We start from the raw sequence: 12,589 nt of genomic DNA on the forward strand, positions 1-12,589 counted from the left end.
TGAAGATCATCTTCAAACAATTGTTCGAGTCTTCCTCGAAATTGTCGCCAGCGTGGTGTACAACATCGTACGGGAGTTCGATCGACACCGTGTTCGATTTGCTGATCTTATTTTGGCCGTTTCCTCGGGCCAGACGGCGGGAGGTCAATCGTGCGAACGACCCCGAGCACCGACCCGACCAGCGAAGACGCCAACCGGCTCACCCTCATCGCCGACGCCACCCGGGGCGCGGGCCGACGGGGGGACGACCCGCACACCGGCTCCGGCCGCCACGAAAATCCGGGAAAACGACCGGCTCCCGATTCGAACACCCGGCGGCGTCGCGCCGGCGGCTCAGGGGGAGCCGTCCACGGCTCGGGCCGCCCCCGGCTGTGGCTGGTCCCCTCCCCGCGTCCCGACACGGACACGGACGCCGACCGGACGCTGCCTCAGGAGGGCGGTGGACGGCCCCTCGCCGACGACACGCTGACTGGCCGCCGTCCCGAAGGCAAACAGGGCACCCCCGGCACGGACGTGACAAAACCCCGCGCCCGCCCGCCCGAGCCCGGCCCCTGGCGCCGACGGCCGCCCGAAGCGAGCGGACGACGTCCGGAAGACGAGACGGAGGGGCGGCGAGGCCGAGGTCAGGCGGAGGGGCCGGGCAGGCGCGGCGAGGCCGACGTGTCAGGAAGCCGAGGTCTGGCGGAGGCGTCGGGGAGGCGAGGTCAGGGGGGCCGTGCGGCGCGACCGGCGGGCCGGAACTCGGCGATCGTGCCGGAAGGGGAGCGGGAGCGCCGGGCGGAGGCCCGGGCGGACCGCCCCTGGGAACGGCGGCGTCCAGGGGAGGCCACGGGCCGGCCCGAGCTTCGCAGGCGGCGCTCTGGTGAGCCCACGGCCCGGCCCGAGACGCGAAGGCGCCGCTCAGGTGACTCGACCGAGCAGCCCGAAGCAGAGGGGCGGCGCCGGAAGAGGAGCGAGCGGTTGGGCGAGCAGGGGCGGCGCCGGGAGGAGGCCGCCGAACGGTCCAGCAAGCAGGGGCGACGCTCGGGACGGTTGGTGGAGCGGCCGGGCGAGCCAGGGCGGCGCTCAGAGCAGTCGGCCGAGCAGTCGGCCGAGCGGTCGGACAGGCAGGGGCGGCGGTCGGGACGGGCGGCGGCGCGGTTCTCGGTACGGGGGCGGCGCTCTGGGGAGGCCAAGGGCCGGGATCGGGGGCAGGTGGTGAGCGGGCCGGGGGGCTCGCGGCGCCGGGGGGCGCGGAGGAACGGGGGTTCTGGTGACGGTGAGGCTCGCGGGGGGCGGGAGATGTTGGGACGTGTTGTGGGGGCGGAAAGTGCTCCGGCCGGTGACGGTGCGGGGCTTGTGCGGGATGGCCGTACGTTGCGGCGGGGCCGTGGGCGGGGTGTCGGGGTGATTCCTACGGGGGCCGGCGTCAAGGCTCCGGCTCCTCCGGTGCGGCTGACCCGTCGGGGGCGGATCGTGCTGCTGGTGGTGGTGATGGTGCTGCTGTCCCTGGGCGGGTTCTGGCTCGGGACGCGGGCGGCCGGGCATGCGGCTGTGGGGGCCGGGGCGCCCGGCGCTTCGGCTGTGGGCGTCGGGGTGGCCGGCCGCGCGGCCGTGAGTGCTGGGCTGCCCGGCCGGGCGGGGTAGCCAGGGGCGGAGGTCGGCTGAAGGCACTCCCTGCGCGAGATCGCCGGACGCTGGGCGCAAGGGGTAGCGCTCCAGAGGGCCGACCTCATGGGTGTCCAGGGATGGGCCCAGGCTGATGGGCCCTGGCCCTAGCAAGCAGGCACAGACGGGGTCCCGCGGGAACGGGTGCGGGCTGGCATGGCCTCAGGAAGGCGGAAAGCGGGCAGGTGGCCTGGCCTCAAGGGAACGGGGGGAGGAGTCCCTCCAAGCTGCCCCACGGGCCAGGCCGGCCTGGGCCCCCACCAGGTGCGCGCCGGACGGCCTGGCACCGGCACCTCGCCCTGGCCATGCTCCCCCTGGCCATGCTCGCCCTGGCCATGCTCGCGCTGGCCATGCTCGCGCTGGCTCTGCTTGGGGCCATCGCCGCCGCCGGGCCGTCCAGTACTGATGACCGCGTCTTGGTGACGGCCCTTCAGAGCTGGCGGTTACCGGCCGTGCTCATCCTGACCTCGACCTGCACGATCACGGACGTCGTGCGCTGGTCAGGCTGATGGCGTTGTCATCAGGCAGCCGTCCGACACCGCCACTGTCAGGGCGGATCCCAACCGTGATCGCGATGTGTCACTGGAGGACAGCTAGTCGAGCGGTCGCTCAACAGGCACTCCACAGGTTCTCAACATCGGCCTGGCTACCTTCGCGGTGTCCAGTACGACGAGCACCAAGGAGAACTCGATGCGAACGTTCAACACGATGGTCGTCGGTGCGGCGGTCGCCGCCGCGGCTCTGACCGCGGGTACCCCCGCGCAGGCCTCCGTCCAGACCAGCGCCCAGACCTCCCTCACCGCCGTCACCACGGCCACCGCGGCGGCCGGCTCGGCGACGATGTCCTGCCGTGAGGTGCGTGTGTACCGTCCGGAGATGCGCAAGGGACACGTGGCCGCGACCGGCTGGGCGATCGGCTGCTCCAGCAACCAGCGCGTCAAGATCATGCTTCAGCGGAAGCGCTGGTGGGGCTGGCAGAACATCTCCAGCGCCTCCTGGTACGGGGCGGGCAAGAGGACGTTGTACAAGGGCTGCAAGCGGGGGGACACCTTCACCTACCGCCTGCAGGGCCAGGTCAGCTACTACGCGGGAAGCAAGTACGTGGTGCACAACGGCTGGAGCCCCACGATGCGCGCGAAGTGCCCGTGACGCGCTCCGTCCGCCACCCCGTGGGGTGACCATCCACGACTCCAGTGTCGCTGGGTGATCTTGAGGCGTTGGGTCGCATGGGGATGGCCACCGCGTGATCCTTCGGAGCTTGTGAAGACAGCCGAAGATCGCGCGGTGGCCGCGTGCCTGGCTCAGGGGCGGGGCTCAGGGCGCAGGGAAGCGGGTCCGACAGGGGCCCTTGAAGGCGGCACACCCCGCGCGGGCTCAAGGAGGCGGGAGCCGCTGAGTGGGGGGCCGTTCAGTACTCGCCAACGCGTTGGGTTCAGGAAGCGGACCCCGAGGGCGTGGGCGGGGCTTCGGGGGTGGCACGCGTAAGGGAAGCGGCCCAGCAAGGGCGCCCGGTGAGTCGGCCAGGTCGTGGGGAGGGCAGGGACGCAAGCGAAAGGCCAGGGGACAAGCGGAAGACGGGGAGGCAAGCAAAAGGGCGGGGGCAAGCGAAGGCCGGGTGGGGGTTCCGGGTTGTTTTGTGGGGGTAGAGGAGGGGGCTTCGGGGGTGGTGGGAGGTGGGGGGAGGCTGTGGGCTCCGGTACCTTTGTGGGGCCTGTTTGGGCTGGTCGCCGTCGGGTGCGAGGGGGCCGGTCGGGTGAGGCGCGCGAGGGGGCCGGCCGACGCGACACGCCCGGGGCTCGTGTGACGCGGGGGCTGATCAGCGACTTCAGCTCCACGGTGTTGCTCAACTTGCGTTCATGGTCGCGCGCTTCTACGGTTGGACCACAACATCTAGTAGTTACACCGATGTCGGTTCACCACACCTTGTGTTTCCGTGACCGCACCATGGCGAGCCGTGGGGCGTGCGCGAGCGTACCGCGGCGAGGGTTTTACGCGTGTGGTGGGCCGGGCGGGTCGAGGAGGCGAAGCCGTGCACTGTCCGTTCTGTCGCCACCCTGACACCAGGGTCATCGACAGCCGGTCCACGGACGACGGCGCGGCCATCAGGCGCCGGCGCACCTGTCCCGAGTGCGGGCGCAGGTTCACCACGCAGGAGACCGTCCTGCTGATGGTGAGCAAGCGTAGCGGGGTGACGGAGCCGTTCTCGCGGGACAAGGTCGTCGCGGGCGTGCGGCGGGCCTGTCAGGGCAGGCCGGTCAGCGAGGACTCGCTGGCCCAGCTCGGGCAGCGGGTAGAGGAGGCCATCCGGGCCAAGGGCGCGGCCGAGCTGCCGTCGAACGAGGTGGGCCTGGCGATCCTCGGCCCGCTCCGGGAGCTGGACGAGGTGGCCTACCTGCGATTCGCATCGGTTTATCGCGGTTTCGAGAGCCTGGCGGACTTCGAGGCCGAGATCTCACAGTTGAAGGCGGAGAAGGGGGAGTCATGACGGACACGGCCAGCGGTTCAGTGGCGCGCGGGGGTAAGCGGCCGCGGAAGGGGCTGAGGATGAAGCGGATCTTCACGAAGCCCGGCGTGCACCCGTATGACGAGGTCCAGTGGGAGCGCCGTGACGTCGTGATGACGAACTGGCGCGACGGCTCGATCAACTTCGAGCAGCGGGGTGTCGAGTTCCCCGAGTTCTGGTCGGTGAACGCGGCCAACATCGTGACGACCAAGTACTTCCGCGGCGCCGTCGGCACGCCGCAGCGCGAGTGGAGCCTGAAGCAGCTCGTCGACCGGGTGGTCGGCGTCTACACCCGCACGGGCGTCGAGCACGGCTACTTCGCCAGCGACGAGGACGCCGAGATCTTCGACCACGAGCTCAAGCACGCGCTGGTCCACCAGGTCTTCGCGTTCAACTCGCCGGTCTGGTTCAACGTGGGCACCGCCTCGCCGCAGCAGGTCAGCGCCTGTTTCATCCTCTCCGTGGACGACCAGATGGAGTCGATCCTGGAGTGGTACAAGGAAGAGGGCGTGATCTTCAAGGGCGGTTCGGGGTCGGGCGTCAACCTGTCCCGCATCCGTTCGTCCAAGGAACTGCTCTCCAGCGGCGGCACGGCCAGCGGGCCGGTCAGCTTCATGCGCGGCGCGGACGCCTCCGCGGGCACGATCAAGTCGGGCGGCGCGACGCGCCGGGCGGCCAAGATGGTCGTGCTCGACGTCGACCACCCCGACATCGAGGAGTTCATCGAGACCAAGGCGCGCGAGGAGGACAAGGTCCGCGCGCTGCGTGACGCCGGTTTCGACATGGACCTGGGCGGCAAGGACATCGTCTCCGTCCAGTACCAGAACGCCAACAACTCGGTGCGCGTCTCCGACGAGTTCATGCGCGCGGTGGAGAAGGGCGACCAGTTCGGCCTGCGTGCCCGCCTGACCGGCGAGGTCATCGAGAAGGTCGACGCCAAGGACCTGTTCCGCAAGATGGCCAAGGCCGCCTGGGAGTGCGCCGACCCGGGCGTGCAGTACGACGACACGATCAACGACTGGCACACCACGCCGGAGACCGGCCGGATCACCGCCAGCAACCCGTGCTCGGAGTACGTGCACCTGGACAACTCCTCGTGCAACCTGGCCAGCATCAACCTGCTGAAGTTCCTGAAGGACGACAACACCTTCAACGTCGCCGACTTCGTCAAGCTGACCGAGCTGATCATCACCGCGATGGACATCTCGATCACCTTCGCCGACTTCCCGACCGAGAAGATCGGCGAGACCACGCGGGCCTACCGCCAGCTCGGCATCGGCTACGCCAACCTGGGCGCGCTGCTCATGGCCACGGGCCACGCCTACGACTCCGACGGCGGCCGCGCGGTGGCCGGGGCGATCACGTCGCTGATGACCGGTGTGTCCTACCGGCGCAGCGCCGAGCTGGCCGGCGTGGTGGGCGCGTACGACGGTTACGCCCGCAACGCCGAGCCGCACAAGCGGGTCATGCGCAAGCACGCCGCCGCCAACGACAACCTGCGCACGGTCGGCACCATGGACGCGAAGATCCACGCCGAGGCGTCGCGCCAGTGGTCGGAGTGCCTGAAGGTCGGCGAGAAGAACGGCTACCGCAACGCCCAGGCCAGCCTGCTCGCCCCCACCGGCACCATCGGCCTGATGATGGACTGCGACACCACCGGCATCGAGCCCGACCTCGCGCTGGTCAAGTTCAAGAAGCTGGTCGGCGGCGGCTCGATGCAGATCGTCAACCAGACGATCCCGCGGGCGCTCAAGCAGCTCGGCTACCAGCAGGAGCAGATCGAGGCGATCGTCGAGTACATCGGCGAGCACAGCCACGTCGTCGACGCCCCTGGCCTGCGCAAGGAGCACTACGAGGTGTTCGACTGCGCGATGGGCGAGCGGGCCATCGCGCCGATGGGCCACGTGCGGATGATGGCGGCGACGCAGCCTTTCCTGTCCGGCGCGATCTCCAAGACGGTCAACCTGCCGGAGTCGGCCACGATCGACGACATCGAGCAGGTCTACCTGGAGGGCTGGAAGCTCGGCCTGAAGGCGCTGGCCGTCTACCGCGACAACTGCAAGGTCGGCCAGCCGCTGTCGGCCGGCAACGGCGCCAAGAAGGACGAGCCGAAGGCCGTCGAGGCCGAGCCCGAGGTCAAGGTCATCGAGGTCAACCGGCCGACCCGGCGGCGCATGCCCAACCAGCGTCCCAGCATGACCACCCGCTTCACCGTGGGCGGCGCCAAGGGCTACATGACCGCTTCGTCCTACCCTGACGACGGGCTCGGCGAGGTCTTCCTCAAGATGTCCAAGCAGGGCTCGACGCTGGCGGGCGTCATGGACGCCTTCTCGGTGGCGATCTCCATCGGCCTCCAGTACGGGGTGCCGCTGGAGACGTACATGAGCAAGTTCGTGAACATGCGGTTCGAGCCGGCGGGCATGACGGACGACCCGGACATCCGGATGGCCACGTCGGTGATGGACTACATCTTCCGCCGCCTGGCCCTCGACCACCTGCCCTACGACGAGCGGGCGGCGCTCGGCATCTTCTCGGCGGCCGAGCGCGCCGCGCAGCAGCGCGGCGAGGACCCGGCGGCGCTGGCGGAGGCGGTCGACCGGGAGGCGCTGGCCCAGTCGGCGCCCATCGAGAAGCCCAAGGAGGAGCCGAAGGAGGAGCCGGTCCGGGAGCTGACGCTGGAGAGCCACCAGCGCTTCACCGCCGACGCGCCGCTCTGCATGACCTGCGGCACCAAGATGCGGCCGGCCGGAAGCTGCTACGTGTGCGAGGGCTGCGGCTCGACCAGCGGCTGCAGCTGATCCACGCTGAACTGAGATGAGGGGGGCCCGGGAACGGGTCCCCTCATCGGCTTTCCGGGGGGCGGGGTCCGGTCGGGCGTTCGGGGGTCAGGTTCCGGTCGGGCGTTCCGGGGTCAGGCTCCGGTCAGCAGGTCGCGCAGGATGTCGGGTTTGTCGGTGATGATGCCGTCCACCTGGTACGTCAGCAGGCGTTGCATGACGTCGGGGCTGTCGACCGTCCAGGCGAAGACCTTCATGCCGTGCTCGTGGGCCAGCTTGACGTACGAAGGGGTGAGCGCGGCGTACGGCGGGTTGACGTGGTCGGCGAACCTGGCCAGGCCGGGCAGCGCGGCGGCGCTGGGCGTGCCGAGCAGCCCGATCGGCACCTCGGGCAGCAGCCGGTGGAAGGCGCGCATCGAGTCCCAGTCGAACGACTGAACCACCAGCCGCCCCGGCGCGAGCCAGGAGGGCTCGGCGCGCAGCGCGCGGACGATGCGGGCCTCGATGCCCGGGTAGAGCTTCGGCTCCTTGACCTCCAGCAGCATGCCGGCGCGGGACCCGGCCGTCGCGCGCAGCGCCTCCTGCAAAGTCGGCACCCGCTCGCCGGTGTACTCCCGGTCGAACCAGGAGCCCGCGTCCAGCCTGCGGATCTGCGCGAGCGTGAGGTCGCGCACCCGCCAGGGGGCCAGGCCGGGCAGGGCGCGCTCGGCGTCGGTGGTCCGGGCGAGGGTGGTGTCGTGCATCAGGACCAGCTCGTGGTCCTTGGTCTCCTGGACGTCCAGCTCGAACAGGTCGGCCCCCTGGCGGGCGGCGAGCTGGAAGGCTGCGACGGTGTTCTCCGGCGCGTACGCCGAGGCGCCCCGATGGGCGACGTTGACCATTGTGGTCACAGCGGCGGCGGAGGAGGGCGGGGAGGCCAGGGGGAGGAGGGCGAGGGGCAGGAACAGGGCGAGTCGCCGCAACATGGATCTCCTCGGTGGGGGAGAGACCGACAACCCCGACCATGACCAGCGAGGATGACCGTGAGTTGAGGGCAGAGTAACGCAGCGGTGCCCATCCGATGAGGCTTCGACACGCGGACATGCCTGAGGGCGGGCCGCCCGCGGCGGCCCGCCCTCAGCTGTCACCGAACGAGTTACCGAACGGTGTTACCGAACCCGGGTCACTTCAGGCCGGCGTCCAGCGCGGTGGTGAGGACGCCCGGATCGCCGGACATCTCCCAGATCATCGCGCCCAGCAGGCCCTTGCTCTTCAGCCAGGCCGTCTTCTTGCCGATCGACCAGGCGTCGTCGAACGTCCACCACTGCCCGTTGTTGCCGGTGTAGCAGTAGGTGGCGACGGCGACCTCGTCGTGGCGGATCGTGCAGCCGGGCACCATGGCGAGCAGGTTGCTGTAGCCGCGCGTGCCCGCCTCCTCCTGGAACTGGCCGGGAGCCGCGCCGTGCGCGTCCTGCCACTCGCCCGCCTTGCCGCCGTCGGTCACCTGCTGCCAGCCGCGGCCGTAGTAGGCCAGGCCGATGGTCAGCTTGCGCGGGTTGACGCCGGCCTGGAGGTAGACGTCCACGGCCTTCTCGACGCTGAAGTCCGGGTTGTACGGGCTGTCCGCGTCGAGGTACAGGTTGCCCTGGTGGCCGGTGCGGTTCGGCTCCCAGGAGTTGTCGCTGCCCGCGCCGTGGAAGTCGTAGCCCTGGATGTTGAAGATGTCCAGCGACTTGGCGACCTCGGGCAGGTCCCAACCGGCGGCGATCTTGGCCGGGTCGGCCGGGGTGAACGCCGTGAGCTGGTACCGCTTGCCGGTCGTCGTGGTCAGCGCGTCGAGCTGGCGGCGGAACTCGGCGATCAGCAGCGTGTTGTTGGCCTTGTCGTTCTGGCCGATGTGGTTGCCCGCGTGCCCCTCGGCGCCCGGCCACTCCCAGTCGAGGTCGATGCCGTCGAAGATGCCCGCGGCCGTGCCCGGACCGCCCTTGCCGTTGTAGTCGGGCAGGTTGCCCTTGATGTAGGTGTCGATGCAGGAGGACACGAACTTCTTGCGCGAGGCGTCGGTCGCCGCCACGTCGGAGAAGTACTTGGAGTACGTCCAGCCGCCCAGCGAGATCAGCACCTTGAGGTTCGGGTACTTCGCCTTGAGCTTCTTGAGCTGGTTGAAGTTGCCCTGCAGCTTCTCCCAGCCGGTGTCGGCGACCCCGTCGACCGACTGGGCGGAGCTGAACGGCCTGCCGTAGTCGGCCTCGGCGTCACCGGCGCCGTCGCCCTGGTTCGGGTCCTGCGGGTCGGACGTGGTGCCCTTGGTGACGCCCTGCAGGCAGGTCAGGTTCTTGGGGTCGATGTTGGCGAAGGCGTAGTTGATGTGGGTCAGCTTCGCCGCGGCTCCGGTGGTGTCCAGGTTGCGGACGAAGTACTGCCGGCCGTAGATGCCCCACTGGACGAAGTAGCCGACGCGGGCGTACCCGGTCTCGACGATGTCCGACGTCGTCACCTTCACCGGGGTGGAGGCGGCCGAGAGGTTGTCGTACAGGTCGCGGGCCTTGACCGTGAAGGAGTACTCGGTCGAGGGGGACAGGCCGGAGACGACCGCCGTCGTGCCCGTGACGGTCGTGGCCAGGGTCGAGCCGGCGAAGACGTCGTAGTTGGCCACGCCGGTGTTGTCGGTGGAGGCCGTCCAGGCCAGCGTGACGCTGCTGGAGGACTTGGCCGTGCTGCGCAGTCCCGACGGCACCGACGGCGCCTGCGAGTCGTCGGCCGGGTTGCGGGTGGTCACCTTCAGCGGCGCGGAGGCGGCCGACAGGGTGCCCTTGCGGTCCTTGGCCTTGACGGTGAACGTGTACTCGGTGTTCGGCGTCAGGCCGGAGACCGTGCCGGAGGTCTCGGTGACCGAGGCGGCCAGGGCGGAGCCGTTGTAGATCTCGTACCCGACGATGGGCAGGCTGCCCTGGGTGGCGGCGTCCCAGGCGAGGGAGACGGTCTTGGTGGTCTTGACCGGCGAGCGCAGGTTCCCGGGGGCGCCGGGCGGCGCGTCGGGGGTGCCGTCGCAGTTGACGTCGTTGATCCGGCAGCTCGTCGGCTCGGCGTTGGCCGTGCTCACGGTGAAGCTCGGGCTGTAGGGCTCGGTGGTCGCGCCCGCGTTCACGGTGGTGTTGTAGTGGACGGGGGTCAGGGTGACGGTCCGCCCGCTCTGGGTGAGTGAGCCGTTCTGGGCGTTGCTCGCGGTGACGCCCGCGGGCAGCTCGAACACGATCGACCAGCCGTTCAGCGCGGTGGTGCTGTTGTTGGCGACGATGAACTTGGCCGAGGTGCCGTTGACGTCGTACGTGGCGCTGACCGGCGGCTTGGCGGGCGGGTCACCGCCGGTGCCGTCGCAGTTGGCGCCGTTGATCAGGCAGCTCGTCGGCTGGACGGCCGAGCTCAGCGTCACCTTGGGGCTGTAGGGTTCGGTGTTCTTCCCCGCCTGCACGGTGTTGATGTAGAAAGCGGGGGTGAGCGTCACCTTGGTGCCGTTCTGGCGGATGGTGGCGTTCTGGGGGTTGCTCGCGGTGACCCCGGACGGCAGCTCGAAGACGATCGACCAGCCGCTGACGGCGGTCGTGCCCGGGTTGCTCACCAGGAAGGTGCCGGTGTTCCCGGAGAGGGAGAACGTGGCGATGAGGCGGCTCGCGGCCTGTGCGGGAAGGGTGCACATGCCGATGATCACGAGGACGGCGATCAGGGGGGTGACTAATCGGCGCACGTCAAGGACCTTTCTTTAAAGAAAGTTTCCTAACAATTACGCGGATCGTAAGCCCCTCCCACTCAACTTGCAAGGGCCTGTCTGATCTAGCCTGACAAGATGCGAGGGGTGCTGCCGGTCCTGCTGTCGGCGTGGTTCATGGCCCAGTTCGACTTCTTCGTGGTCAACGTGGCCGCGCCGGCCATCGAGCACGACCTGAGCGCCGGTCCGGCCGCCCTGGAGCTGATCGTGGCCGGGTACGCCTTCACGTACGCGGCCGGCATGATCACCGGCGGCCGGCTCGGCGACCGCTACGGCTACCGGCGGCTGTTCGTCCTCGGCGTGGCCGGGTTCACCGTCGCCTCGGTGTTGTGCGGCCTCGCGCCCGGGGCCGCCTGGCTGGTCGCCGCCCGGCTGCTCCAGGGCCTGGCCGGCGCCGTCATGGTGCCCCAGGTGCTGGCCATGATCTCGGCCGTCTACCCGCCGGAGCGCCGCGGCCGCGCCCTCGGCTGGTACGGCGCCGCCGGCGGCCTCGGCTCCATCGCCGGCCAGGTGCTCGGCGGCCTGCTGCTCACCGCCGACGTGTTCGGCCTCGGCTGGCGGGTGATCTTCCTGATCAACCTGCCGGTCGGTCTGGTCGTCGTGCCGCTGGCCCGCTGGCTGCTGCCCGAGGCCGACCCGCACAAGCCCGTCGCGTTCGACCTGCCGGGCGCGGCGGGGCTGGCCGCCGGGCTGGCGCTGCTGCTGGTGCCGCTCGGCCTCGGCAACAGCCTGGGCTGGCCCGCCTGGACGTGGGCCGCCATGGCGGCGAGCGCGCCGGTGTTCGCGCTGACCTGGTGGTGGCAGCGGACGCTGGCCGCCCGGGGCGGGCAGCCGGTGCTCGACCTCGGCCTGCTCAAGGTCCACTCCTACCTGGCGGGCGTCGGGGCGATCGTCGCGTTCATGGCGTACTTCGCCTCGTTCATGTTCACGCTGACGCTGCTGCTGCAGAGCGGGCTCGGGCTCACCGCGTTCCAGGCGGGCCTGGCCTTCGCGCCGATGGGCGTGCTGTTCACCGTGACCTCGCTGCTCGGCACCCGCCTGGTCGGCCGGTACGGGCTGGTCGTCGTCATGATCGGCGGCCTGGTCACCGCCCTGGGGCTGGCGCTGCTGGTGGCCGGGGCCGGGTGGGGGCTGCCGTACGTCATGGTCGCGCTCATGCTCGTGGGCTCGGGCAACGGCCTGGTCCTGCCGCGGCTCATCGGCGCGGCGCTGGTGGAGGTCGCGCCGCACCAGGCCGGCATCGGGTCGGGCGTGCTCAGCACGGCGCAGCAGTTCGCCGGCGCGGGCGGCGTGGCGGTGATCGGGGCGGTCTACTTCGCGGTCGCCGAGGGCGGCCACCACGCGCGGGCCATGCGCTGGTCGGCGGCCATCGACCTGGCGCTGATCCTGCTGGTGGTGGCGATGGTGGCCTACAACCGGCGGCGCGCGGTCAGGGCGTCGGCAGCAGGGCCCCGTAGAGCCGTCTCGCCTGGATCCTGACCACCAGCCGGCGGTCGGCGACCATCCGGTGCAGGAACGCCAGCTCGCCCGCGGCGTCACCGAAGGACGGCTGCATGGCCAGCAGTTCCAGGCCCACCTCGTCACCCGGCCGGTCGCTCACGGGGGACAGCTCGGCCTCGCCCTCGGCGACGGCGTAGGAGCCGAAGTCGTCGCTGGTGACGTAGAGCGCGCAGCGGGGGTCCTGGTGCAGGCGGCGCACCGTCAGCCGGTCGGCGACGGTCGAGATCCGCACCACCCGCCGCGGCGGGTCCCAGGTGTAGACCACCGTGGACAACAGCGGACGGCCGCCGCCGCCGTTCGTGGCGAGCGCGCCGAAGCGCTGGCCGGCGAGCAGCGCCGACAGGTCCTCCTCGGGCAGCTCCAGCGGCTGTGCGCCCGTCGAGCCCATCGCCCCCATTGCCTCCTGTGACATCCTTC

General features: G+C 70.5%; 9 protein-coding genes. 6 read left to right on the forward strand and 3 right to left on the reverse strand.

Translation table 11 applies throughout. The annotated features are described in order from the left end of the window. The first annotated feature begins 1,428 nt into the window (after window positions 1-1,428). The 5 genes from ACFYUV_RS00675 (at window position 1,429) to ACFYUV_RS00695 (ending at window position 6,948) form a co-directional block, all read left to right on the forward strand. Window positions 1,429-1,626 (forward strand): hypothetical protein, encoded by a 198-nt coding sequence (locus ACFYUV_RS00675; RefSeq protein WP_387663555.1) that lies wholly within the window; start codon window positions 1,429-1,431, stop codon window positions 1,624-1,626. Window positions 1,627-1,952: 326 nt separating this feature from the next. After that, window positions 1,953-2,156, forward strand: a complete 204-nt coding sequence (locus tag ACFYUV_RS00680; protein WP_387663557.1) for a hypothetical protein — start codon at window positions 1,953-1,955, stop codon at window positions 2,154-2,156. 181 nt (window positions 2,157-2,337) lie between these two features. Further along, window positions 2,338-2,796 (forward strand): hypothetical protein, encoded by a 459-nt coding sequence (locus tag ACFYUV_RS00685; protein ID WP_387663559.1) that lies wholly within the window; start codon window positions 2,338-2,340, stop codon window positions 2,794-2,796. An 880-nt stretch (window positions 2,797-3,676) separates the two neighbouring features. After that, on the forward strand, window positions 3,677-4,132 hold the full coding sequence (nrdR, locus tag ACFYUV_RS00690; RefSeq protein ID WP_103955744.1) for a transcriptional regulator NrdR: 456 nt from the start codon (window positions 3,677-3,679) through the stop codon (window positions 4,130-4,132). After that, window positions 4,129-6,948, forward strand: a complete 2,820-nt coding sequence (locus tag ACFYUV_RS00695) for a vitamin B12-dependent ribonucleotide reductase (protein ID WP_387663561.1) — start codon at window positions 4,129-4,131, stop codon at window positions 6,946-6,948. The genes nrdR and ACFYUV_RS00695 overlap by 4 nt, the downstream gene beginning before the upstream one ends. Window positions 6,949-7,061: 113 nt before the next feature. Here ACFYUV_RS00695 and ACFYUV_RS00700 read toward each other — a convergent pair whose 3' ends face one another. Together ACFYUV_RS00700 and ACFYUV_RS00705 are read right to left on the reverse strand one after the other, a co-directional pair. Further along, the gene (locus ACFYUV_RS00700; RefSeq protein WP_387663563.1) at window positions 7,062-7,892 is read right to left on the reverse strand and encodes a glycerophosphodiester phosphodiesterase; all 831 of its coding nucleotides are present in this window, start codon (window positions 7,890-7,892) and stop codon (window positions 7,062-7,064) included. Between the two features lie 197 nt (window positions 7,893-8,089). Next, a complete protein-coding gene (locus ACFYUV_RS00705; protein WP_387663565.1) occupies window positions 8,090-10,651 on the reverse strand; it encodes a glycosyl hydrolase family 18 protein in 2,562 nt (853 codons plus the stop codon). Window positions 10,652-10,750: 99 nt separating this feature from the next. Between ACFYUV_RS00705 and ACFYUV_RS00710 the strand changes: the two genes are divergently transcribed. Then, window positions 10,751-12,151, forward strand: a complete 1,401-nt coding sequence (locus tag ACFYUV_RS00710; RefSeq protein ID WP_358284184.1) for an MFS transporter — start codon at window positions 10,751-10,753, stop codon at window positions 12,149-12,151. On the opposite strand, the gene ACFYUV_RS00715 is transcribed toward ACFYUV_RS00710, so the two are convergent. Further along, window positions 12,102-12,584: a pyridoxamine 5'-phosphate oxidase family protein gene (locus ACFYUV_RS00715; protein ID WP_387663567.1), complete on the reverse strand. Its 483-nt coding sequence runs from the start codon at window positions 12,582-12,584 to the stop codon at window positions 12,102-12,104. The two genes, ACFYUV_RS00710 and ACFYUV_RS00715, sit on opposite strands and share 50 nt — an antisense overlap. Window positions 12,585-12,589 lie beyond the last annotated feature (5 nt).

Source organism: Nonomuraea sp. NPDC003560, from assembly GCF_042878785.1.
Taxonomy (GTDB): Bacteria; Actinomycetota; Actinomycetes; order Streptosporangiales; family Streptosporangiaceae; genus Nonomuraea.

What these genes read in the sequence shown, in the direction of transcription:
- ACFYUV_RS00710 (WP_358284184.1), top strand. Translation starts at nt 10,751, where the DNA reads ATGCGAGGGGTGCTGCCGGTCCTGCTGTCGGCGTGGTTCATGGCCCAG.
- ACFYUV_RS00695 (WP_387663561.1), top strand. Translation starts at nt 4,129, where the DNA reads ATGACGGACACGGCCAGCGGTTCAGTGGCGCGCGGGGGTAAGCGGCCG.
- ACFYUV_RS00685 (WP_387663559.1), top strand. Translation starts at nt 2,338, where the DNA reads ATGCGAACGTTCAACACGATGGTCGTCGGTGCGGCGGTCGCCGCCGCG.
- ACFYUV_RS00715 (WP_387663567.1), bottom strand. Translation starts at nt 12,584, where the DNA reads ATGTCACAGGAGGCAATGGGGGCGATGGGCTCGACGGGCGCACAGCCG.
- ACFYUV_RS00700 (WP_387663563.1), bottom strand. Translation starts at nt 7,892, where the DNA reads ATGTTGCGGCGACTCGCCCTGTTCCTGCCCCTCGCCCTCCTCCCCCTG.
- ACFYUV_RS00680 (WP_387663557.1), top strand. Translation starts at nt 1,953, where the DNA reads ATGCTCCCCCTGGCCATGCTCGCCCTGGCCATGCTCGCGCTGGCCATG.